22 protein-coding genes are annotated in these 20797 nt (G+C 62.1%); 4 read left to right on the top strand and 18 right to left on the bottom strand.

Annotation, left to right across the window (positions count from 1 at the left end; all coding sequences use genetic code 11):
- Positions 1-148: 148 nt before the first annotated feature.
- On the top strand, positions 149-424 hold the full coding sequence (locus DVH23_RS09390) for a PadR family transcriptional regulator (protein WP_114577185.1): 276 nt from the start codon (positions 149-151) through the stop codon (positions 422-424).
- A 160-nt stretch (positions 425-584) separates the two neighbouring features.
- Here DVH23_RS09390 and DVH23_RS09395 read toward each other — a convergent pair whose 3' ends face one another.
- The 3 genes from DVH23_RS09395 to DVH23_RS09410 all read right to left on the bottom strand — a co-directional run bounded on the left by DVH23_RS09395 (position 585) and on the right by DVH23_RS09410 (position 1859).
- On the bottom strand, positions 585-968 hold the full coding sequence (locus tag DVH23_RS09395) for a hypothetical protein (RefSeq protein ID WP_114577186.1): 384 nt from the start codon (positions 966-968) through the stop codon (positions 585-587).
- Between the two features lie 187 nt (positions 969-1155).
- The gene (locus DVH23_RS09405; protein WP_114577188.1) at positions 1156-1587 is read right to left on the bottom strand and encodes a type II toxin-antitoxin system VapC family toxin; all 432 of its coding nucleotides are present in this window, start codon (positions 1585-1587) and stop codon (positions 1156-1158) included.
- Positions 1584-1859, bottom strand: a complete 276-nt coding sequence (locus DVH23_RS09410; protein WP_114577189.1) for a hypothetical protein — start codon at positions 1857-1859, stop codon at positions 1584-1586. Before DVH23_RS09410 ends, DVH23_RS09405 begins: the two co-directional genes overlap by 4 nt.
- Before the next feature lie 217 nt (positions 1860-2076).
- Here DVH23_RS09410 and DVH23_RS09415 point away from each other — a divergent pair, with 217 nt between their 5' ends.
- Both DVH23_RS09415 and DVH23_RS09420 read left to right on the top strand, forming a co-directional pair.
- Positions 2077-2274 (top strand): hypothetical protein, encoded by a 198-nt coding sequence (locus tag DVH23_RS09415; protein ID WP_198667896.1) that lies wholly within the window; start codon positions 2077-2079, stop codon positions 2272-2274.
- Positions 2271-2549 carry a hypothetical protein gene (locus DVH23_RS09420; RefSeq protein ID WP_114577190.1) on the top strand — a complete coding sequence of 93 codons (279 nt, stop codon included), beginning with the start codon at positions 2271-2273 and terminating at the stop codon, positions 2547-2549. Before DVH23_RS09415 ends, DVH23_RS09420 begins: the two co-directional genes overlap by 4 nt.
- 239 nt (positions 2550-2788) lie before the next feature.
- On the opposite strand, the gene DVH23_RS09425 is transcribed toward DVH23_RS09420, so the two are convergent.
- The 8 genes from DVH23_RS09425 to DVH23_RS09460 form a co-directional block, all read right to left on the bottom strand.
- Entirely contained in the window at positions 2789-3160 is a 372-nt protein-coding gene (locus DVH23_RS09425; protein ID WP_114577191.1) for a DUF5615 family PIN-like protein, read from the bottom strand.
- Positions 3157-3432, bottom strand: coding sequence for a DUF433 domain-containing protein (locus DVH23_RS09430; protein ID WP_114577192.1), 276 nt, complete (start codon positions 3430-3432; stop codon positions 3157-3159). Before DVH23_RS09430 ends, DVH23_RS09425 begins: the two co-directional genes overlap by 4 nt.
- 272 nt (positions 3433-3704) lie before the next feature.
- On the bottom strand, positions 3705-6767 hold the full coding sequence (locus DVH23_RS09435) for a type IV secretory system conjugative DNA transfer family protein (RefSeq protein ID WP_114577193.1): 3063 nt from the start codon (positions 6765-6767) through the stop codon (positions 3705-3707).
- The gene (locus DVH23_RS09440; RefSeq protein WP_114577194.1) at positions 6764-8110 is read right to left on the bottom strand and encodes a hypothetical protein; all 1347 of its coding nucleotides are present in this window, start codon (positions 8108-8110) and stop codon (positions 6764-6766) included. The genes DVH23_RS09435 and DVH23_RS09440 overlap by 4 nt, the downstream gene beginning before the upstream one ends.
- Before the next feature lies 1 nt (position 8111).
- Positions 8112-8414 carry a hypothetical protein gene (locus DVH23_RS09445; protein ID WP_114577195.1) on the bottom strand — a complete coding sequence of 101 codons (303 nt, stop codon included), beginning with the start codon at positions 8412-8414 and terminating at the stop codon, positions 8112-8114.
- Complete coding sequence (locus DVH23_RS09450) at positions 8402-11908, bottom strand: VirB4 family type IV secretion system protein (RefSeq protein ID WP_114577196.1); 3507 nt, start codon at positions 11906-11908, stop codon at positions 8402-8404. Before DVH23_RS09450 ends, DVH23_RS09445 begins: the two co-directional genes overlap by 13 nt.
- Positions 11901-13313, bottom strand: a complete 1413-nt coding sequence (locus tag DVH23_RS09455; RefSeq protein WP_157972372.1) for a hypothetical protein — start codon at positions 13311-13313, stop codon at positions 11901-11903. The genes DVH23_RS09450 and DVH23_RS09455 overlap by 8 nt, the downstream gene beginning before the upstream one ends.
- Positions 13314-13492: 179 nt before the next feature.
- A complete protein-coding gene (locus DVH23_RS09460; RefSeq protein WP_114577198.1) occupies positions 13493-13903 on the bottom strand; it encodes a hypothetical protein in 411 nt (136 codons plus the stop codon).
- A gap of 308 nt (positions 13904-14211) precedes the next feature.
- On the opposite strand from DVH23_RS09460, the gene DVH23_RS09465 reads away from it, so the two are divergent.
- Complete coding sequence (locus DVH23_RS09465) at positions 14212-14532, top strand: hypothetical protein (RefSeq protein ID WP_157972373.1); 321 nt, start codon at positions 14212-14214, stop codon at positions 14530-14532.
- A gap of 396 nt (positions 14533-14928) precedes the next feature.
- Here the strand turns inward: DVH23_RS09465 and DVH23_RS09470 are convergent, their stop codons facing one another.
- The 7 genes from DVH23_RS09470 to DVH23_RS09500 all read right to left on the bottom strand — a co-directional run bounded on the left by DVH23_RS09470 (position 14929) and on the right by DVH23_RS09500 (position 20788).
- On the bottom strand, positions 14929-16071 hold the full coding sequence (locus DVH23_RS09470; protein ID WP_232833728.1) for a hypothetical protein: 1143 nt from the start codon (positions 16069-16071) through the stop codon (positions 14929-14931).
- Between the two features lie 337 nt (positions 16072-16408).
- On the bottom strand, positions 16409-16987 hold the full coding sequence (locus DVH23_RS09475) for a hypothetical protein (protein ID WP_114577201.1): 579 nt from the start codon (positions 16985-16987) through the stop codon (positions 16409-16411).
- A gap of 638 nt (positions 16988-17625) precedes the next feature.
- On the bottom strand, positions 17626-18453 hold the full coding sequence (locus DVH23_RS09480) for a hypothetical protein (protein WP_157972374.1): 828 nt from the start codon (positions 18451-18453) through the stop codon (positions 17626-17628).
- A 102-nt stretch (positions 18454-18555) separates the two neighbouring features.
- Positions 18556-18756 (bottom strand): hypothetical protein, encoded by a 201-nt coding sequence (locus DVH23_RS24565; RefSeq protein ID WP_232833729.1) that lies wholly within the window; start codon positions 18754-18756, stop codon positions 18556-18558.
- Between the two features lie 354 nt (positions 18757-19110).
- Positions 19111-20061, bottom strand: coding sequence for a hypothetical protein (locus tag DVH23_RS09490; protein ID WP_232833730.1), 951 nt, complete (start codon positions 20059-20061; stop codon positions 19111-19113).
- Positions 20058-20327, bottom strand: coding sequence for a hypothetical protein (locus DVH23_RS09495; protein WP_114577203.1), 270 nt, complete (start codon positions 20325-20327; stop codon positions 20058-20060). Before DVH23_RS09495 ends, DVH23_RS09490 begins: the two co-directional genes overlap by 4 nt.
- Positions 20324-20788: a hypothetical protein gene (locus DVH23_RS09500; RefSeq protein WP_114577204.1), complete on the bottom strand. Its 465-nt coding sequence runs from the start codon at positions 20786-20788 to the stop codon at positions 20324-20326. Before DVH23_RS09500 ends, DVH23_RS09495 begins: the two co-directional genes overlap by 4 nt.
- Between the last annotated feature and the right edge of the window lie 9 nt (positions 20789-20797).

Genomic DNA, 20797 nt, shown 5'->3' on the forward strand with positions numbered 1-20797 from the left:
AACCGGGGATTTCGAGAGCGGCACTCTCGAAGGGGAAATATGGAGGTCACGTCCTGCAGAACGGTTGTCCGGGCCAGGGTGGTGACCACCGCTCGTATCGAGACACACGAGAGCAGGAATCGGAGGGAGCGATCGGAGGTGGGATCCGATGGATGGCGTGAGTGCGTTCCAACGGGATCTCTTGGTGGTGCTCGCGGGGTTCGCCCGTCCATCGGGGCAGACGATCAAAGCCGAGCTCGAGGAGTACTACCGGACCGAACTCAACGATTCTCACCTCTATTCGAATCTCGAGCGACTCGTCGACGAGGGGGTCGTCGAGAAAGGGGAGCTCGACGGCCGGACGAACTTCTATGCGCTCACCGCTGAAGGCGACGATGCGCTCGGCGAGCGCCGACAGTGGGAGCGCCAGTATATGGATGGCTGACTGGAGCACGCCCCACCCGACGAGCCGATCGATTCGGTGGGAGCGTCAGTATACCGACGGCTGACCCGGCGGCCAGCGCCCGGGGAGGCACCCGGAGGGCTCTGTACGCATACTGATCGTGACCGCCGCCGAGAGAGCGGGGCCTCGGGAGGCCGAGGAGTCACTGCCCTGCGAGCAGGGACCGACACCGCGCCGCGAGCAGTCGAGCAGGGAGATCGTCGTCGGGGGCATAGACGAACTCGGCTGCGCTATCGGCAAGCAGGTGATCGATGAACGGGCGTGAAACCTGCGAGGAGACGATCACCGTCGGATACCCGGCATAGACGATCCGAAGCTGCTCGTAGAGGTTCTGGAGTGGCGCCTCGATCGCATCGTCGGCGACGACCACACACTGTGCGGCATCGAAGTCCGCACGCTCGTCTGTGACTGCTACCGTAGAGACGGTTTGCTCTACGGCAAGCGTGGGCTCTGCCCGTGCAGTTTCCGTGAGAGCTCGAGCGGTATCCGTTTCGTCTCCGACGAGTGCGATCCGAACGGGATCCATCCTGTTCGACCGGATACGCACCCGATTCTATAAAATGAAAGTGATCTGGAGGACGCTGATTCGATGACCATCGAGTCGGGGTTGGCCGCCCATAACGCCCTCGGACGTCACGATCTCGGCCATACTGACCGGTAGGACCGCGCCCTCTAACCGAGTTGTGCTCGTTGGATGGGTGCTCTCTTCTTGCTCAGACCGTCGCCGGATCGATGCGGTTCACGATCCCATCGAAGTCGTCGTCGAAACTCATGACGCCGTCGAGATCGTGCCGTCGAGAGAGCGCAACGGTCGTTGCGTCGGTGAAACTCAGCGCCTGATCATTGTACTGCTCGAAGATCTCGACCGCATCAGTGAACACGGCCGTGGACACGTGGAGCAACTCGTAGACCCCTGGATACTGTTCGACACCCCGGAGCTTGTCCCCGAGGTGTTTCGCTGGCGTGAACGAACCGCCTCGTGTGAGCGTCAGCGTGACCGCTTCGTCGTAGATGTAGTCGCTCACGTATGGCTGGCCGAACTCGCCGTCGTAGACGGCCTCGAGTGCCCCAGTGGCGCCGTCGTGCCTGGACGCGTCGCGATCATGATCTGCATACAGGACACCCGTATCGACGAGGATCGTCATCCGTATAGAACGTCGTCGATGTCCGATTCGTCCGTCTCGACGCCCGACCGGAAGCGATCCCGGCGCATGGCGTCTTTCTCGGCGTCCGTGAGCGGAACGGTCGCCTCCCGGAACGAATCGATGACAGCGTCGCGCGATTCGTACGCGTCGTCGATGAGACGTGTCAGAAGGTCTTGCTGCGTAACCGTCTTCCCCGTCCGTAGCCGGATCTCCGCCTGGAGTTCCTCGAGGCGTGATTTCGCGCCCTCGTCGACCTTGACTGCCGTCGCCATAGTTGTCGGTTACGGTCGAAACTTAGTAAACGTTTCTACCAGCAGCACGTACAGCTCCAGGCCCCCCAATTGCGGACGACGGTCTCGACGCCGAACGACGCCCCTCGAGGTTGGTGACGCGGTCGACGAGGTGATCGGTTTGCTGACGGAGGACCTCGTTTTCCTTGTCTACACACCCATCGGATACGTTTACACAACCGGGCACCGTACGATGTCTATGAACCAAGTGGCGATCCGGATCGTTCGGACGCTCCACGACGAGCCTCACCTCGAGGGGCGACGACTCACGGCTCGATTCATCAACAAACAAGTCGAAGATCGCAGTCTCGACCCACGGATGGTCGCTGATCGCCACGACCTAGATGCTGCCGATGTCTACCGTGCCCTCACGTATTACCACGATAACTCCGCGTGAATCGACTATTCGATCTGTACGGCGAACTCTACGCACAGTACCACGGCTATCGCTGGTTCGCCGAGGCGGAGTTCCATGTCGACCTCGAAACCTTACTCGGCTTTCACCCGAACGGAACGGACGTCCTCGAGATGTCGGTCTTGAGCGATCGTAGCGGAGAGGAGCCCTTCGAGACGGATGCCGAGGAGAGAGATCTACTTACACTCGACGAGATGGCGGAGCAATACGCCGAGTTGTATGCCCACCAGTGGTCGGAAATGACTGTTGATCTATGATAATCGTGTTATTGCGAGGGAGAGACAACGACTGACATCGATTGGGAGTCTTTTTTTATCACATCTCCCGTTCTCACGCCCCCTACTCAATCCGGGCAGTCCTGGGCCTGTGGACAGCTGTCGTCTCCGGTAGCTCCTCATGCGGGTGTCCCTCGTGGTGATCATCGACGATCGCTCGAGAATCGACTTGTGAGTAGGGGACCGCTGTTGACGGCCGGATTAGGTGTCCAGAGGAGCGATCACTCCCTCTGAAGCCACTCATACCATTCGCCGAGATCGACCAGCTCGTTTGCAAGTTCTTCGATCCCATACTGTTCGAGAACTGCCTCAACAGCTCGAGCAAGTCCTTCCGGATCCTCATCCGGGCGACCTTGATCGTAATAGAGGAGGACGCCTGCATGATCGAGTTCTTGATCGAGCTCTTCGAAATCCTTCGCATTGTTCGAGAGGAGGAGTACATCGTTCGTCCGACACCACTGCAGAAGGTCCTGGTCGGTGGTTCGTTCACCGAACTGGTCTTTCGCCTGGTGAATCTCGTACCCGCGTTCCCGAAGGACTCGCTCGAACACCCGACTGACGTGTTCGTCGAGTAGGATCGACGGCTGCGTCACGAAATCGGCTCTTTGGGTTTGATCGACGAGTCCCGAACGCGTTCGAACGCGGCTGCGTTGGCTCGATCAGCCGCTCGCATCTCTTCGGGATTGTCGTAATAGTACGAGAGTGCCTCGTACACTGACGCGAGCGAGCAGTCGAATTGATCGGCGACGTACGCCGGTGGATGCCCGGCGTCGATCACTTTGCTGGCGACGTGGCGGACGGCGATCCGGGTCCCCTCGATCCGCGGTTCCCCGCCGAGGACCTCCTTGTCGCTCGTGATCGTCATATGATCGACTACGGGGTGGCTTCGTTTATACCTTCTCACACCTTATCTGTTCCAGTCCACTGGACAGCTGTCGTCTCCGGACACACGCTTCCAAGAAGTCCCTCGTGATGATCGCCGACGATCGTTCTCGGTGGATCCGTGAGTAGTCGACCGCTAGGGACGACCGCATTCGAGGTGGGTTGGTGGGTTCGTAGAGCGTGTTGACCCCGTTGGAGAGAGATTATAGGTCGATGGGCGGCCTCACTACGCGAGAGCGCTCACGGGAAGGCCGATCAAATCAGGCCAAAATCGGTTGCACTGTCGTCGTCGTCACTTCCGGTCTCGGTATCTTCGTGGTCGGGCTCATCCTCTGGCCCGGCGATCGCTCTCGCTTCCCCCAGGGGGCGCTCTTCACCGCTCTCGGAGCGGTCTGATTTTGATGGCGACACTGCGTCCGCTTCGTCCGGCGCTGCCTCCTCGGCTGTGGATGCTGTCTCGTATCTCTCGATCCCGCTGGTGTCGGTCACGTACTCGTCGCTCACGTCACCAGTCTCGGGATCGTACATGAGGAGGTCTGCGTCCAGGCCGCGATCGTCGTGGGGCACGATCGCGATCCGGAACGCTTCGGGCTCGGGGACGGCGTCGTACCCGTACTCGGTAAACAGCACGTCGGGGATCAGCGGCTCGTACACCCACGACCAGTCCTCGGTCAGTTTGGCCTTCGAGCCATAGACGCGTTCGAGCGTGCCGTCGATCTCTACAGCATAACCCTCCCGGTCGGCGTGGTAGTAGACGATCGCCGGGGCGTCCGCAAGATCGCGTTCCCGGAACTCATCGGCGTCGTCGAACTCGATGACTGTCTTCCCACCGCCACGTTCCCGACAGACGATCGTCTCGTTCGGGTATTCGACCCATTCGGTCGTCACGCCGCCCTCCACTACCGCGAACATGTCAGGCTCAGAGTCGAGGCGGTCGGGGTTCATCGTGAGCCGATTGCGTGTGTAGAACTTCCGGCGTGCATCGTCCGGGATCCGCGTCGATGTGAACGGCGTCGCCTCCGTTTCGACCCCGAAGATCCCTCCCAATGTTTCGGCCTTCGCGGTCAGCCCCTTGTCGCCGCCGTCCTCGACGACGAACAGGAGTTGCTCGGGGCCGGGGGCTTTCGCGGCGTTCTTGATCGGCCCCGCCGGCTTCGTGAGCCCCTTCGACTCGACCTCGATATAGAACGTGCCCGTCCCCGAGAGCGCGAGAATCTCCTCGTACTCTCCCTCGAGACGGGTTCGGAGCAGCTGCTCGCGCTCGTCGTCGGTGAGGTCGCCGAGGCCGTCGGATGGCAGGACGTCCGGCGGAACCTCGCCGACGGCGTCGGGAAGCTCGTCGCCGTCCTGGGTCGGCAGCTCCATGTCGTACCCCAGGCACGTCCCCCACTCGTACACTTGGCGGAGCATGAAGCGGTGTTCGTCCACACCGCCGGAGCCACCACTCCCGGTCTGGAGCCCGATCATCTCTCGACCCTCGGACGTGACAGTGACTTCGAGCCCGTCCGACGTCGAGCGCTGGCTGATCGCACCGACCGAGGCGAGGCGCTCGATCATGTTCGAGGCTGGCCGCGATTCGAGACCGGTCGCCTCGCCGATCCGTTCGCGGGCCTCCGTCGACGATATCGCCGAGGCGTCCTCGCCGGCACGGATGATCGCGTCGTAAACCGCCTTCACCGCACGCTGGGCCGTCTCCGTGTCGTCGACGGCCATTGGCTCCTCGACGTCGGGAGCCGCGGTGTTCTCGAGGCCGACCTCCTGGGCGCCGCGGGATTGGCCCGTGTCGGCGAAGAACATCTCGTCCATGATCTCACGCCCCGACTGGCGCTCCACGCCGTAGTCGTCGATCGACTGCTGGATGAGATCGAACGCCTCTTCGATCGTGTGCAGCGGCGGATACGGCGGCGTGAGCTTCGCCATAAAGGAGTCCTCCTCGTGGCGAAGCTTCGTCTGGGCGTGGTAGTCGGGAATCTGCGTGAGATCGTCGGGGTCCTTCCCACCGAATCGCTTGGCGAGGGCGCTGGCCTCTGCGGGGAGCAGCGGGTTCAGCGACACCAGGGTATTACAGTTCGAGAGGATCGCCTGTTGGGCGCTCTCGTCCAGCTGGTGGAGCGTCTGCGTGGCGAGCATCAGGCTCAGCCGCTTCGAGCGCGCCTTGGTGAGCATCGTGTCGATCTGGGAGGCTTCGGTGAGGACGTCATCGCACTCGTCGATCATCAGAAAGTACGGATCGTACTCGGCGCCCGTGTCGTCGACGCCGGCGAGTTCCCGGACCTTTCGCTCCGATTCGGGAACGCGGTCGGTGACGCAGGTCCAGACCCGCCGCATGACCGCCGTCGCGACCATCGTCTGGGCCTCGCTGGGCAGGTCGTTTTTCACGATCACGATCTTGCCCTCGTTGACGGCTTCAGCGATCGAGACGTTGCTCTCGCGCTGGGCGATGATCTGACGGGTCATCGGGTTCTCGACCCAATCCTTGAGCCGGCCGATCAGCGGATCCAGGTCGCTGTCGGAGAGTTCGTCGGCGATCCGGCGCGTAAATCCCTCGAGGAAGAGGATATCATCGTCGTCGATCTGGTCGTCGATCAGGCCCGCGTACTCGGCGCGGTTCTCCTCGTCGAGGAGCGTGTAGTACAGCTCGATCGGGGTGAAGTCCCGCGGGTGACGGACCATGCCGCGGACCATCGTCTTCATGATCCGGTCCATCCGCGGCCCCCAGTATTCGCCGGCGGCGATGAGGTTCTTGAAGTCGTCGACGATCCCCTCGATCTCTTCGTCGAAGCCGGGTTCGTCGGGGCCGTGATAGGTCGCGAAGAGATTGAAGCCGACCGTTCGATCGATGTAGTCGTCACCGGGCGCGATGTAGATCACGTCGTCCCACCGATCCTTCGGGACCCGTCGGAGCAGGTCATAGATGTCGTCGCCCTTCGGGTCGATCACCGTGATCCCGTGGCCGGCATACATCAGCGCCACGGCGTCGTTGTACATCTTCGTCGTCTTCCCCGTCCCCGTCGAGCCCCCGTAGAAGACGTGGCGAAACAGCCGGTCGAACTCGACCGGAACCTCCCGACCCGTACTCTCGGAGACGCCGATCCAGAGCGGCTGTTTGGGTTCGGCCTTCGCGTTCTCGATCATCGCCCGGGGCCACGCCCCCGCGAAGGCTTCGACCTCTTCGGAGACGGGATCATACCGGTTGATTTGCCACTCCTTGTTGTTGATCAAAACTGGCTTCGAGGGGTCGTCCTCGCCCTCGATCCGTGCGCCGAACTTCTCAGTCTCGGATTCGCTCTGGGTCTCGGAAAACGGGTTCAGGCTCATGCTTCGGCCTCCGTGTCATCGTCCGCAGTCAGTCGGTCGTCCGGTTCATCCTCCCGTTCGTCGACGAGGCCATCGAAGCCCTCCGGCTCTCGCTCATCCGGCGGCGTCCAGGTCGGCCCGATCGCGTACGCCCAGTCGTCGGCGGTGTGTGATCGATCGGGGTCGTCCCAGTCGACGGTCTCGGGAACCTGCCAGTCAACGAATCGGGGCGCGTCGGCGGGGACATCGCCGGAATGAGAGGTCAACGACCAGTCGACGTCCTGGGTGTTGATCGTCTCGTTCGGGATATGCATCAGCCCCGCCGCGGCCCGGACGCCCATGATCATCTTCCGATCAGCGCGCTCGCGAGCAAACGCCCGGTTCAACGTCTTCCTGAGTTTTGTGTCCCACTGCGGGCAGATCTCGAAGCCCTGCTCGGTGGCGCTCTCGTAGTAGCCGTCGAACATCTGGGCCGTCTCGTCGACACGAGCGATCGCCTGGTCGGGGTCGTCGCTCACCGCCAGAATGCGAACGTTCAACCGAAATCCCTTCTCGCCGCGCTGTTCGCGAACGATTTTCGAGGCCTTCCGGTCTTTTTCGGAGGCCTCGCGCGCCTCGCCCTCGAGGGTGCTCTCGTCGGGCTTTGCTTCGTATTTCAGCGCGTCGACCAGGCCGAACTCTTTGGTCGGGTTCTTGAGTTCGTCGGCGACGTCGTCGATCGACGTTCCGAACAGCCCACCTTTCCACCAGTCGCCCGGTGCCGGCTCGAAAATCGTTTGGACGGCGATATCGGAGACGACGTCGCTCTCACGTTCGCCGATCATCTCGGCGGTGATCGAGCCGTAGGGATCGTTCTCGAAGCCCTCGATGTCCATATGTCGGATCGGGTAGAGATGTTTCCCGTCCGTGCGTTTCCGGAGCTTGAGGACGGCCGCGGCCACGTGGCGTCCCTCTTCGAGCGGCAGGAGCCCTGGATGGGGGTGCTCACTGACGTTGACGTGGGCGTTCGGATAGAAGGTCTCGAGTTGGCGCTCGATCTGACGCTGGGCTTTCTCCGAGCCCATCACGTACTGAAAGCCGATCCGACCGTTGATGTTCCGCATTTCAAACGAATGCGTCGGAACGTCCCGCGAGCCGATCACCGGGAGGCCCTTCTTGCCGGCCGTGTGGACCGCCGTCAGGAGGTCGATCGCGTTCGTGATCCCACCGCCCTCTTTGTTCGGCTGGATCGAGACCGAGTGGCGGGCTGGCGTTCGTTCGTACAGCCGCTCGATCCGATCGGCGTCGAGTTCGAGCGTCCCGTAGGGCGAGCCGATCCCCAGCTTCCGTTTCGTCCCGCCGATCGCCCGGTTGCCGAGGCCCATCTCAGGACCACCTCCAACCGTGGCGAGCCCAGATCTGTTGGGCCAGATCCTCGGTCAACGCGAGTGTCGCCACGAACATGGCGAAGCCGAGCATCAGGACACTGAGTGCCCCGAACCAGAAAGCCACGTACGCAAAGGTGTCAGCGACCGCCGCGTCTCCGGCAGTCTTGGCCGATACATACGTCACCCAACTGGCGATCGCCGCGAAGCCGGCAATGACCCCGGCCGGGTAACATGGCCGTGCGAAGAACGTGAGAATCCGAACGAACGCGCTCCGTCGGGTCGAGCGCGTCACTTCGACCACCTCCAGTTGCAGACGTCGTCGTGTGTCTCGAGGTACTCGCGGTAGTCCTCGCCGTGGGTCGAGGGATCGTACATGAGCGCGACCGACTCGCGGGGGTTCATGTCCCGGTCCATCCGAACACGGGCCGGGAAACAGCCCTCGTCGTCGACGCGGAGCAGTGCCTCGGAGAAGCCGTCGGCCTTGTTCCCTTTCTGGAGGCCGGCGATGATCTCCCCCTCTTCCTCGGTGAGCCCGAGCTTCTTCGCCCACTTCTCGTTCATGCCCTCGACGAACTGATAGATCTCCATCGAGGAGAGCTCCATCATCGTCTCGGCGTTGTCCGTCATGTGGACGTTGCCGTCGCTGTCGGTGCCGAAGAAGTCCTTGTGACTCTGGGTGCCGGCACCGATCGAGAGGTCCCAGTGGCGGTGGTGGCGGTACTTCTGGGAGAGGGACTTGACGGTCATGTCGTCCCGGAGCAGGTAGTGGAACTCGTCACAGAAGATCATCCCCGGCTCCGGCCTCGCTTTCACCTCGTTGTAGAGGAGATCGAGCAGCAGGTGCATCATGAGGCCGCCGCCCTCTTCATCGCCCTCCTTGAGTTGGAGGTCCGCCCACACGAAGTCCGTCTCCGAGAGGTCGACCTCCGTCTGGTGGGCGAGGTGTTCGAGGTGGCCACCCTCTTTGAACGGCTCGACCTGGTTGTTGATGATATCGGTGGCCTTCGCCTCCCGGTCTTCGAGCTGGCGCTCGTTGCCGGGATCGTCGACGAACGCGGACGCGTCGTCGGACATCTCCCGGATCACGTCGATGACGTCGAGGACCGTGGGGGAATTGCCATCATACCCCTCTGCCTCGCGGTGTTCGGCCGCGTGGGTCTTCGGATCCGTCCCGATCCCCTTTCGCTCGCCGGCTTCCTTGATCGCCTGGTTCCAGACGGCCCGCTTCTCGGAGAAATCGAAGTTCTGTGTGTTGTAGTAGAGCTCGACGAAATCGAGATTCGAGTCCACCCACTCGGTGTAGGGGGCATCCCAGCCGATCACGTCCAACTTGTCTTCGGGTGTCGGGGAGATGTCGAACGGATTGAGGTTGGTGGAGCCGACGACGATCCGCTCGCCGTCAAAGATCTGTTGGAGGTTCGCGAACTCCTGGAGCGGGTCAATCACCGCCATGAACATCTCGGGATTGCTCGTCTTCTGGCGCCAGAGCACTTCGCTCGACGTCACGGTCTTGCCGGCGCCGGTTTTCCCGACGATCATCCAGTTGTAGCCTGCGTCCCGCTTGTAGATATCGACGGAGAGCGGTTCGTTCGTCGCCATGTTCTCGCCGATGTCGATCCCCGTCGGATCGTACAGGTTCTTCGTCGTCCAGGCGTTCGTCGTCGCCAGCCCGTCCGCTCGGATCTTCACCTTCTGGTCGATTTTGTCCTGACAGGCCGGCGCAAGCGTCTGGTGGCCCCGGTCGTGGTTCCGGTGGAGCACGGTAACGTCGGCGCCTTCGTCGGCGAGTTTCGAGCGGATCGATCGGATCGCCCGCTCGATCGCGTCCGGGCGACGTGATTGGACCTCGATGTAGGTCTGGGCCTCGAACATATCGTGCCCGCTCGCCAGAAACGACTGAAGCATCGCCTGCGCTTCCTCCTGATCCTCCCGGTAGCGCTCGCCGAACATCGAGAGCTTCGAGTTCTCGACGCGCTCGGCTTTACTCTCGAGGGCGTCCTCGAGGTCGGCCAATTCCCGCTCGGCCTTCTCCTGGTCGAGGACGTCGATATGCGTAGTGACGTTCGTCGCGACCTCCGCATCATCGAACCGGAGGACTGTCTCAAGAATGCCCTGTGGGGGATCTTTCGGCCACGAGGAGATGAACATCGTCGCCGAGTGGAGTTCGTCGTCGATCGTGACGTAGGAGCCAGTCGATCGGTCGAACGACTCCGGCGCGAGCAGCGACTGGAACTGTTCGTCGAGTTGCTCCTGGGTGGCGGCGACCTCCGTGACACCAGGGGAGCGATCGGGAAAGCCCGAGCCCCACTCACCACCAGTGTCGTTGTCGAGTGCCTCGCCCCCGTCCGTGCTGGCTTCGGTGGCTGCTCCCTTGCTGCTCTCGGTGGCGTTCGCGGTCGGTCCCCGTTCATCCGTCGCGGCGGCGAACTGGGCGTGTTTCTCGGCCGTTGCGAGCCGCGAGTGTGTGCGCGAGAGCGTCGTGGTTGGGTCGCGCTCGGCCTCGGCGTCCAGGTGGGCGTACGTGAGCTCGTACTCGGGATCGCTCGCGTAGTCTCGGTCGGCTTCCGTGTCGATCTTCGTCGAGGTCGCTTCTTCGGGGACGGGAACTGGGTTCTGCCGGACGAGCGAGGTGTAGTCGGCGTGGGCGTAAACATTGGCCGCCTGGTAGTGATCGGCAGCGACCTGGGCGAGCTTCTCGCTCGGGATCGTGGTCGCCCGCACGCCCTCCAGGCGCCGGATCGCGTCAGTGAGCGTGTCGAGGCGGTTCTCGAGGAGGTCGATCATCTCTGGGATGTGTTCGCCCGATTTCCGCAGCTGGTGGAGTTTGACGTTCGTGTACGCCCGGCCGACGAGCGGGATCGACGTCAGGCCACCCTCTATGTCGTCGCTGGAGACGACGTCGGCGGGTTCGACCTCGACGATCACGTACGGATCGACGACCAGTGTCGAGAGGTCGTACGTCGAGACGACGTCGGCACGCTCCTCGCAGAGGTCAGCATGGACCTTCATGCCGAACGGAAGGTCCTCGTAGGCGATCTCGCCGGGCTGGGCGAGGCCGTCGCCAGTGGTCACGATCTCGTCGTGGCGCTTGCGGTAGCGCTCGATCCGGGGCGTGTAGTCGACCATCCGCATATACTCCGAGACCTGGATCGAGCCCGAGAGCGCCGTGTTCAGCACCTTCGCATAGATCTCGGCTTGGCGTTGCCAGGCGTCGTCGCTCGCCGTGACCATGTTCGCCGGCGAGATCTCGATGGCGCCGACGATCGTTCCCTCGTCGGTTTCGAGTGCCGGAGTGGCGCTGTATGCGCGCTCGAACTGGACGATGTCTTGGGAGCGCAGCAGCCGGTCCTCCTCGTCGGCCTTCTCCTCGGGTGCTCCCGAGCCGCCGACGAACGGGATCGCGTCGACGCCGGGCAGGCGCGCGAGACGCCCGAGTATCGAGTCGTTCGTCGGCTGTGCGATGCCGGACTCTGTGGGATTTCTGTCGTACAGCATGGTCTGTTGCTGGGTGGTGAAGCGGACGATCGTCTCCGTGTACTCGAGGGCGGACTGCCAGGGCTCCTTCGCAGCGATGAATCCGAGCCCAAGGGCCGCCCACGCGACCGCAAGCGCGTAGAAGGGAAGCCGCCCGCCAGGCGGGACGGCCTGTCGGGCGATGAACCAGATCGTCGCCGTCGGCAGGAGTACGGCCCCGAGCTCGAGTTTGCTCACACCGAGAACGACCTGATCTCCCGAGGCCCCACCGAACACTTTGTAGTCGATCCCCTCGCTGTCGTGCGTGGACTCGTCAGTCATCGTCGATCACCGTCGAGCGGTTGTTCGTTCGGTTGTGGTGCGGTGTCGGCTTCGAGCCAGTGCCCTTGTGGTTCGTTCGCTGGCGCTGGGCAGGGGTGACACCGGTACTCATCGACCGGCTTCGTCTGTGGACTCCGCCATCAGTTGCTGGTTTCCGTGAGTAGGGTGCGACCCTCGCCTGGTTCCGAGACGGCGCCGGGTCGGACTGTTCGTTCGAGCCCCGCGAGAAACGCGACCGGACGCGAGCGTAGGCGCCGGCCGCACGGCTCTTTGCGGAGATTCCAGGGTTGGCGCCGCCAGACTTGAGGCGACGTTCGGCGTGGCGTGTTCGTGAGTCTCTCGAGGGTTCGGCCGCGGTCGCGTGGCCACTCCGATTCTGTGTGTTCGCGAATGCGCTACTGGCGGTCGAGGCCATAACGCCCCGCATCGACATCCCGATGAGCCCGAACGAGCCGCTAATGGCGATCGGGAGTCCGACGGCGATCAGGAATATTCCCATCGTCATCGCGAAATTGACCAGCCCGGACGAGTGGAACGTCCACTCAAGTTCGTAGGCCGCCCGAAGTAGCACCGCAGTCGGCCAGTTCCACACTAGCAGGCCGTACCACTGCCAGATAAAGAACGAGCCAGTCTGTTTCACGCGCCGGTGGCCGCCCCAATAGGCGAGTAGGAACAGCGCGGGCAGGACGATCGGGTAGAGGAACAACAGTATATGACGGACCGCGTGCATCGCGAGTAGCGCGATACTCGTCGAGCCACTGATGATCGACAGCCCCAGCATCGCAGCAAGGGGACCACCAGCCGCCGCCCGGTCCTCGGTCATCACTTCCTCACCGGTGGGGAGGAAATGCTGTGTCACGCCGTCCGAGAAGGCATGCATCAACGCAGCGAACTCCCAGGAAGCGACGATCAGGAACACCGCCAGCGCTGCAGACCCAATAACGGAGACCATTCGGCGCTGTGTAAACGCCGAGAGTGCCGGACCCACTAGCACGGTCAGGGCCATCAAACCAACGACCGCGCCGATAAGAGGGATGACGAACTCAAGGTAGACCGAGTTGTAGAGGTTCGTATAGATCTGTGCCGAGAATCCTCCTGCCCCGTTTTGTTCGTTCTCGGCTTGGTCCACTTCCGCCGCCGTCTCGGCGTCGACCGGGGTTCCCAGAATACCCCAGGCACCATCGTTCTCAATCGTCGGCGTCCCGAGGAGTTGATTCACGACGTCGTCAATCAACTCGACCATCGTCGTCTGGAACTGATTCGCAATCCATTCCCATGCGTTCTCAAGGGTCTCTTGGATCGACGGCACGGGGTTCGATGGAGTGATGCCGTCGAGGAGTCCACCAGCCCCACCACCGTCGCCACCTCCCGATTCGTTCGCGCTTTCGTTGTCGCTCCCTGGCATTACCGGGTCGCCGCCAGGGAGACCGGACCCATTTTCGCTCCCATTGTCTTGGGCCGCGACTACGCCGGCAGCAGGCGACCCCGCAAACGCGGCAAACCCCAGGCTGGCGACTAGCGCGACTACGAAACAGACGAGCACGGCACCTCGGAGCGATCGGCGGAGGCGCATTCGTGCACCCCCTAAAGGAATGGCGAGCAGCCCTCGGCGATTCCCGGCCCACCGACGACGCCGAAGGCGAACTCAATGAACGTCAAGATGAATACGAAGCCGATCACTCCGACGATCACGCCGACGATCATCAGATTCCCCGTCGCCGTTGCGCCGGTGAACAGCGGGAACGCCCGGAGCACCAAGCCGATCAAGGCGACGATCACGAGGAGGCCGACGACGAACTGCCAGAGCATGACTTGGGTATCGGCGATCAGTAGACCGATTCCCTCATCACAATAGCTCTGGGCCGCCGCCGGGTTGCTCGCCACGACGATCGCAACGGCACCAACCAGGAACGCTTTCGCCGCCGGCACCATCCGATCGCCGAGTTCAGTGACATTCCGATGGGCACCCTGGAGCACCGCGAGGACCCACAGCACTACGCGAGCAGGGAAGGAGTGTTTCGGTTCACTGTCTGTGACATTGTCCTTATCCAAGGTTTTATTACCCGTCATGGTAATTGCTAATACTAATGGCACCCATCGTGAGCAGTGCCCACCTCATTTCTGAGCACGTCTCAGATGAGGTTGCCATAACAGACTATTCGTTACGTAGACAATAAAACTGTCGGCGAGAAAGGTTCTCTTTCTGTTCAGCGAGAATCTTTAAGGAAGGGGCGGGGAAACCCAGGCTATTGTGTCTCCGATTTATGCTATGGGGTACCGGCTGGCCGGTTCCGGTGGTTTCTGTGGTTGACCACTCGACAGGCCGGGACGGGAAGACGAAAGCGATTAACATCGAAGTGCCAGGCGAAGACCAGATGCGTTACGTATCGGTCGAGATGCCACCCGATCAGTATGAGATGCTTGACGACTTGAAAAGCGAGTACGGAATGACCTGGCGCGGCCTCCTAATGCATTCTCGCCGAGAGTTGAACGGTCTCCCAGAAGGCGACAGTGTTGACGAGATGGGGCAGTATGAACTCGTAAACAAGACCCGCCAGCGCCACGGTCTCACCTGGAAGGGGATGCTGCTGTTTGCCGGTCGCGATCTCCGACCCGAGGAATAGCATAGGAACCCTGGACCACGCCTAAACCCTAAACAGCAGTGAGATGGAATTGAACTATCACGATTGGGATCTTTAGTGAGATCAACGCCATGTCGGCGCGCATCCTCACAGGCGGAACTATCGTGCTGGGCCTGCTCCAGTTCGGCCAGTGGGGTATTGCCTTCCCAGTTGTACTCGTCGCCGCCGGGGCCGTCTTCTGGAGATACGCCAATGAACCTCATACCAGTAGACGTATCTCCGTCGGGGAATCGTCGGTGGGTTCTGGTTCCTCACTATCATGCTTGCGATTGGCCACGGGGTCAGCGACTGACGTACCCAGACGAGATACAAACCCGGCACCAGTCTGACCCCATATTGACATCAGTTAGAAACAACCAGGTACCAGTCGGATATTGGTTAGCGCCAGGACTCGCCGTTGAGCGTGAGATTTTCGAGCAGATCGGGACCGACACCACCGATGAGTTCCCCAGCGGTGCCTTCCCACCCGACCGTGTTGATCGCAACATCCCGGACCTTTAGCGAGTTCGTGTACGGCGAGACGTAGATCGCGTCGGTGTCCTCACGGAGCGTGATGGTGGTATTCTCCACCACGGCCGGTCCGGCCGGCTTTGCACCCCCCTCACCTCGAGTTCCGATGCCGTATGTTCCACCCCCACCGCGTCCATCGGCGATACCGATGTCGATCTCACAGTTTCGGACGAGTTGCGGGCCGTCCTGGAACAAGATCCCTGTCTGCGGCAGATACACCCCTTCGGGGTCCTTCTCGACTACACACAGGCAGTTCTCTATCGTCGTTTGTCCGTATGGGCCATCACGAGCTTCCTGCCAGTCAGTCGTGCCGTCCAGCCACTCTACCGGCTCCCAGTTATTCCCGCCGTTCGTTCGGATCTGGTTACTCCCGCCGTTCGCGACGATGCACTCGGAAACGATCTTCCGTCCCGACCCTCCTCTGACGTAGATCGGACTCCCCGGCCACGGGCCGGTGACGATATGCCTGAATATCGATGTTCCCGCCTGATCGGGGTGGCCCACAATGCCCTGTGTGCTCCAAGACTGGCCGAAGGGGAGCCGCTCGGTGTGGCCCCCGTACCGGCGGGTCGTTCGCGTGTTGATCGTATCTCGAAAGTGGAGTCCGCCACCGCGCATATCAATCGAATCGACGAACACGACTGACTCTGGCGAGGCCGCTGCGACACGCAGATTTCCGTGTGTCCCGAGCGAGTGGGTCCCGTTAAAGACGATATTCCGAATCTCACTCTCACCGCCGACAAAGGCGTTCAGCGCTTGCATTCCTGCGTTCTCGTGCCATGCCCAGTCGAAGATGAACCCGCCGAAGAGGATGTCCTCGATGGGGTTTGTCGACGTTCCGAGGCGGAACATCATCGTCCCGCCCTGGTACTCGCCCTGGAGAACGAGATGGCTGTTAATCGCCTCGACCTTGCCGTGCCGAATGACCGCATTCTGGCCGATCAAGCCGACGTTGCTCCCGCTCGTGCGCCGGAACTTGCGATTCATCTTGTACTCGCCCTCGGGAAGCACGATCAGCGTGTCATCGCCCCACGCTGATTCCAGAGCCTCGTTCATCGGTTCCTCGCCAGTCGGATCGGCACCGTAGTCCTCGACGAGATTCACAACACCGGCAAACCGGTCCTTGACCTCGGACGGGTCGATCGACGGAACGACATTCAAACCACCTAACGAGACGCCCGCCTGGTGTTGTTGCTGCTGGGTAGCCGCTCCACCGGTTCCATCTCCCATCCCCATGCACCCAGCGAGCGAGGTGGCTCCACCGAGGAGGCCCACCGACACGCCACCTCGAACCAGTTCGCGCCGCGTGAGTGAGCGCTTCATGTTAGCTCACTCTACCTTCAGAATATTATTCGTTTTCCCGCTCGTCCCAGAACCCCCCGAGCCCGACCTCTTCGCGGGTCTCCTCGAGAAACTCCGCCACCTTGCGGAGATCATCCACCAGGAGATCCTGCTTCTCTTCGATCGTGTCGACGCGCTCCTCGAGGTTCCCCACCCGGACCTCGAGATCGTCGTCACCGGCGCCGGCGTCGGACCGTCGGTTGACCTGCTGTTCGAGCGAGCCGATCCGACCCTCGAGACGGTCGAAGCGCTTGCGGACTGTGCGCTCTTCTGGGAGCGACATTCCGTAGTCCTCCTGGGCCGCTGTGAGGACCTCACGACCTCTCTCAGTAATTCGATACTTGAACCCCTCCCGTGGGAGTGGGTGGCTACCGTCTCCACGCCCCTCGTCGACCTTCTCAACGAGGCCAGCGCCGATCATCTTCTGGTAGTGCTGGTTCACAATCTGAGCGTACAATCCTTCGACCGCGCCAGTCACCTCGGGAGTCCGCGCTTCGCCGTTCAGGTTCCGGAGCGCCGCAAGTGATTTGTACTGTTTTTGTGTTAGGTCGCGGGCAATCTCCCAGGGCTCATCGGTCTCGTCCATACCCCCTATCACGCCCATTCAATCAAAAATCTTTACTGGAATTTTACTTCCAAATCGAGTTACCGACAGTATCTAGCCCGGTGAACCCCCCCACGTCGGGAACTGCGTGGATGGGTCCAGGAGCACCAGCCAGAACGACTATCAGATATGATAGGGGAAGAGAGGAATCCCACCGAGCTACAAGAGAGGGATCATGAGCAGTGCGGCGCGAAGCCACCACCAGAGAGGAGGTCACACCGAGACAGACCAAGAGAAAATCAGGCTCCTCAAAGAAGGGTAAATGAGTGTGCTTGAGCAGCGTGAGATGAGTTCCGATAACAGCGGAAATGATGGGGTGGGCACCGGCCTGAACTGGCTGTCAACTATCATAGAAAAATGGACTATCAGACCATGCTGTGAGCAGCGATAATTGACTATCAGGCCGAGCTCTGAACACCGGATTTCAGATGATCTTCAGCAGTCCAGGACGACCTCCCAGAGCGCCCAATCAGGGGGTTGGCCTGACTACAGCAGGACTGACTATCCACTGAGCGAGCGCGGAGCGAAGCGAAGCGCGAGCGTCAGTCGGGTGCCGTGGAAGACGATGGTCAGCGGGGGGCCGGTCGGCAAGGAGAACGGGGGTGGGAGGGGACGATCCGCTACAGTGCCTCGACCGAGGTTTCAATGTCGTCGACCTGGGCCTCATCGAAGTAGAACATCCTGCCACCCTCGACGACGTCGCCCTCTAGGAGCAGGTCGACGTTGGCAGTGAGGCTGCGAGTGGCCGTCTGTACAAGGGTGTCAACGGCGATGATTTCTCCACCGAGCTCGTCCGCGAGCGTCTCCGGATCGTCGTACCAGTGAGGTTCAGGGTTGGGCTCGTGGCCGGTAACTGCAACGAAGCCGAGCACGGAGTTCGGCGGCACGATCTCTACGCTCTCCCCGGCCGCGAGCGGAAAGTTGGCGTGCCAGTCGCTCTCGTCGGAAGGGTGTTGGAGGAAGTTGGCCCCGCCGTCGTCGTCCTCGAGAGGAAACTCCTCGTGGAGCTTCTCGCCGAGCACGCCTAGGCGGGTCAAGGCGCCGGGACCGTTGCCGGTGTTCTCGATCTCGATCAGGAGCCTCGTGATGTCGTCTTCGGGGACCCGGACGTCAACGATCTCCAGGGCGGGCTTGATAGTCAGTTCATGTTCGTGCTCTGCACCGGCGTCATCGGTCGCGACGAGTGTGAGATCCCCTGGTGTGTATATCCCCCGGATGTCCTTGTTGTCGTGTTGCACCAGTTGGATCGAGGTACGGTATTCGCCCCCCTGGAGGGTAGCCTGGTTTACGAGCTCGCCGTCTCGGAGTAGCTTCACCTCTCGGATCGAAGAGTCCTCCGTGAACTCGATATCAAGGGCGAACTCGTTGACAGCGGTCTCCACGAAGACGCCATCCTTCTCTCCCTCGCCGGAGCCGAGACAGCCCGCGAGCGCGGCCGTCGCAAGCATCGTTCCAGCAGCGCCGAGATATTGTCGGCGATACATACACTCATCTTCACGAACCAGAACGAAGAAAGTTTCGCTGAGTTGTGAATAGGCGCGAGCCGTCGTCTACAGGTCCTTCGCGGCCCGCTTCAGCATGATGTTGATTTGGCGGTCACTATGGGGGTCCGGCACCGAACCATCTCGTCGGTCTGCTCGCGATCGAACCTCGCGATCGAACAGGGCGAGGTTAACGTCGTCGGAGACGCGGTGCTGGAATGCGCGCTCGTTGCTGCCGAGGTTCCCGATTGCCTGCCACTGTGAGGCCATCCCCGTCAGGAGGACTCGCCTGTTCGGGAGGTCGTTCAGCTACTGAACCGTATGCAGCGAGTCCTTCGAGTCGAGGCCAAACTCGTCGACGCCGTACGAGTTCCTTGGACTGGTCTCCCATCGAAGCGCTTTGGGAGTGGATCTATGAAACCGGACATCGAGATGCTAGCCCGTGGACAGCCGTCGTCCTCGGTGGCTTCTCGGTAGGGTGTCCGTCGTGGTGATCGCCGACGATCGCTCTCGGGTAGACCCGTAAGTAGTGAACCGCTAGAACGGACCGCGTTCGGGTAGGGTAGTGGGTTCGTAGAGCGTAGTGACCCTGGCTCGAGGGCAGGTGTGGGCCCGTGGACGGCCTCAGCCGTGGACGTCAGCTGTCCCCGGGGCCTCTGTGTCGGTCCGTGCTGTTTCCCCCGGGATCTCCGCGTCCGCGGGGAGGACGATCCGGCGTTCGCTGTACTGTAAGCCGTTCTTTCGTTCCTGCTTTCGGTGGATCGCCAGCCGGTTCTTCGAGAGCTCGAGTAAGGCGTCGATCGTCCGGGAGACGAGCTTCTTGGCGTAGCTCTCGCTCGTGCCCGGCTCCTGGCGACGGATCCAGTGTTTCAGGTCGCTGGCTTTGACCGAGGCCTGGACGGCCTTCGAGCCCCGTCTCCATGGATCGTCCCCGACGGTTTCGTCGGTTCGGGCCTTCCAGAGCTGGGCGGCCAGCCGGGTGGGAAGGGCGTTGGTCGTCGAGCGGAGCATGTCCGCGTCCATGCGTGCGAGTTGCTGGATCGGGAGGAGGTCGCCGTGGGCTAATGTGGTGGCGCCGCCACGCTCGAGGGGATCGCGTTGCTCGGGCAGGCGAACGTAGGTGCCGTCCTCTTTGGTGATCCGCTCGACGCGGTCGCCCGCGACGTCAAGGTCTGTGGGCTCGACGTTCGAATCGTGGAGGTGGGCGCCCTTCTCGAGTTCGCGGGCCTGGAGTTCGGCGACGCTCTCTTTGAGCGTGGCCCCTCGGCGGTGGGCCGCCTGTGTGGCCCGGTCGAGGCGGGTCGTCTCGCTCTCGCAGTCGGCGAGGCGGGACTCGAGGGTTTCGATGTGGGCCTCGAGGTCGGTGACTCGTTCGTCGAGGCGGTCGTTTTCCTGGCGGAGGGTCTCGTTTTCCTTTTTCAGTCGGTCGTTAGCTTCGTGGGAGATGGTGTCGGTCGTGGGGAGGTCGTCACGGTTGGAGTTCTGGCGGGCCTCGAGATCGGCGACCCGTTCAGCCAGACGCTCGTTTTGCGTGCGGAGTGCCTCGAGTTCGTCCGCGAGCGCGTGGTCGGTCATCGGTCGGGGCCCTCCTCACCGTGGTCGCGGTCGTCGGCTCCGAGGAGCTCCTCGCGGGCGGGCGTCGTCAGCTCACAGTCCTCGTCAAAGAGGGCAACCTGCGTGACGGGTTCGGTCCCGACCGGGCGCCAGTCCGCACCGGTCCACTCGAACTCGGCGCGCAGCCACTGGTCGTCCGTCTCTTGGGGGACGAAGACGGTCGTGCGCGGCTGGCCGCCCTCAGGGGTGTAGCGGACGTCGAAGCCGGCTTTGGTTGGGTCGGTCATCGGTGCTCGCCCTCCGGGGCGGGGTTGGTTCGTGAGACGAGCGACTGGAGTTCGCAGTACGCGCGTTCGATATCACCCGGCGTGACGGGGCGCTCGAGTTCGAGGGTGAGGTGGGTGGGGATTCGGCGGGTTCGGATCGGGGTCGGGTACTCGGCCCACCCGCGGACCGAATGGACGTAGGTGATCCACTCCGGGACGTCCCGGTCGTCGTACTCGTCTAAGTGTTCGGTGTGGCGGCTCGGGCCGTGGACGCGGATCCAGGGCTCGTCGGTGTGGTCGGGGTGGAACGCCTCGGGGGCGTGTCGGGTGACGTAGATTGTGTTCGTGATCCGGTCGTAGTGATGGTGGTCATCTTCGGTGTCCTGACCGACGTAGTCGTAACTCGAGGCGGGTCGGTCGAAGAGGACTGACTGTGCATCCGTAGCCGAAACCGTTTCTTGCGTGGGTTGTGTAGTCGTCATTTGCTGGAC

Source organism: Saliphagus sp. LR7, from assembly GCF_003344565.1.
GTDB classification, from domain to species: Archaea; Halobacteriota; Halobacteria; order Halobacteriales; family Natrialbaceae; genus Saliphagus; species Saliphagus infecundisoli.

What these genes read in the sequence shown, in the direction of transcription:
- DVH23_RS09390 (WP_114577185.1), top strand. Translation starts at nt 149, where the DNA reads ATGGATGGCGTGAGTGCGTTCCAACGGGATCTCTTGGTGGTGCTCGCG.
- DVH23_RS09395 (WP_114577186.1), bottom strand. Translation starts at nt 968, where the DNA reads ATGGATCCCGTTCGGATCGCACTCGTCGGAGACGAAACGGATACCGCT.
- DVH23_RS09405 (WP_114577188.1), bottom strand. Translation starts at nt 1,587, where the DNA reads ATGACGATCCTCGTCGATACGGGTGTCCTGTATGCAGATCATGATCGC.
- DVH23_RS09410 (WP_114577189.1), bottom strand. Translation starts at nt 1,859, where the DNA reads ATGGCGACGGCAGTCAAGGTCGACGAGGGCGCGAAATCACGCCTCGAG.
- DVH23_RS09415 (WP_198667896.1), top strand. Translation starts at nt 2,077, where the DNA reads ATGAACCAAGTGGCGATCCGGATCGTTCGGACGCTCCACGACGAGCCT.
- DVH23_RS09430 (WP_114577192.1), bottom strand. Translation starts at nt 3,432, where the DNA reads ATGACGATCACGAGCGACAAGGAGGTCCTCGGCGGGGAACCGCGGATC.
- DVH23_RS09435 (WP_114577193.1), bottom strand. Translation starts at nt 6,767, where the DNA reads ATGAGCCTGAACCCGTTTTCCGAGACCCAGAGCGAATCCGAGACTGAG.
- DVH23_RS09440 (WP_114577194.1), bottom strand. Translation starts at nt 8,110, where the DNA reads ATGGGCCTCGGCAACCGGGCGATCGGCGGGACGAAACGGAAGCTGGGG.
- DVH23_RS09450 (WP_114577196.1), bottom strand. Translation starts at nt 11,908, where the DNA reads ATGACTGACGAGTCCACGCACGACAGCGAGGGGATCGACTACAAAGTG.
- DVH23_RS09455 (WP_157972372.1), bottom strand. Translation starts at nt 13,313, where the DNA reads ATGCCAGGGAGCGACAACGAAAGCGCGAACGAATCGGGAGGTGGCGAC.
- DVH23_RS09475 (WP_114577201.1), bottom strand. Translation starts at nt 16,987, where the DNA reads ATGGACGAGACCGATGAGCCCTGGGAGATTGCCCGCGACCTAACACAA.
- DVH23_RS09480 (WP_157972374.1), bottom strand. Translation starts at nt 18,453, where the DNA reads ATGCTTGCGACGGCCGCGCTCGCGGGCTGTCTCGGCTCCGGCGAGGGA.
- DVH23_RS24565 (WP_232833729.1), bottom strand. Translation starts at nt 18,756, where the DNA reads ATGGCCTCACAGTGGCAGGCAATCGGGAACCTCGGCAGCAACGAGCGC.
- DVH23_RS09490 (WP_232833730.1), bottom strand. Translation starts at nt 20,061, where the DNA reads ATGACCGACCACGCGCTCGCGGACGAACTCGAGGCACTCCGCACGCAA.
- DVH23_RS09495 (WP_114577203.1), bottom strand. Translation starts at nt 20,327, where the DNA reads ATGACCGACCCAACCAAAGCCGGCTTCGACGTCCGCTACACCCCTGAG.
- DVH23_RS09500 (WP_114577204.1), bottom strand. Translation starts at nt 20,788, where the DNA reads ATGACGACTACACAACCCACGCAAGAAACGGTTTCGGCTACGGATGCA.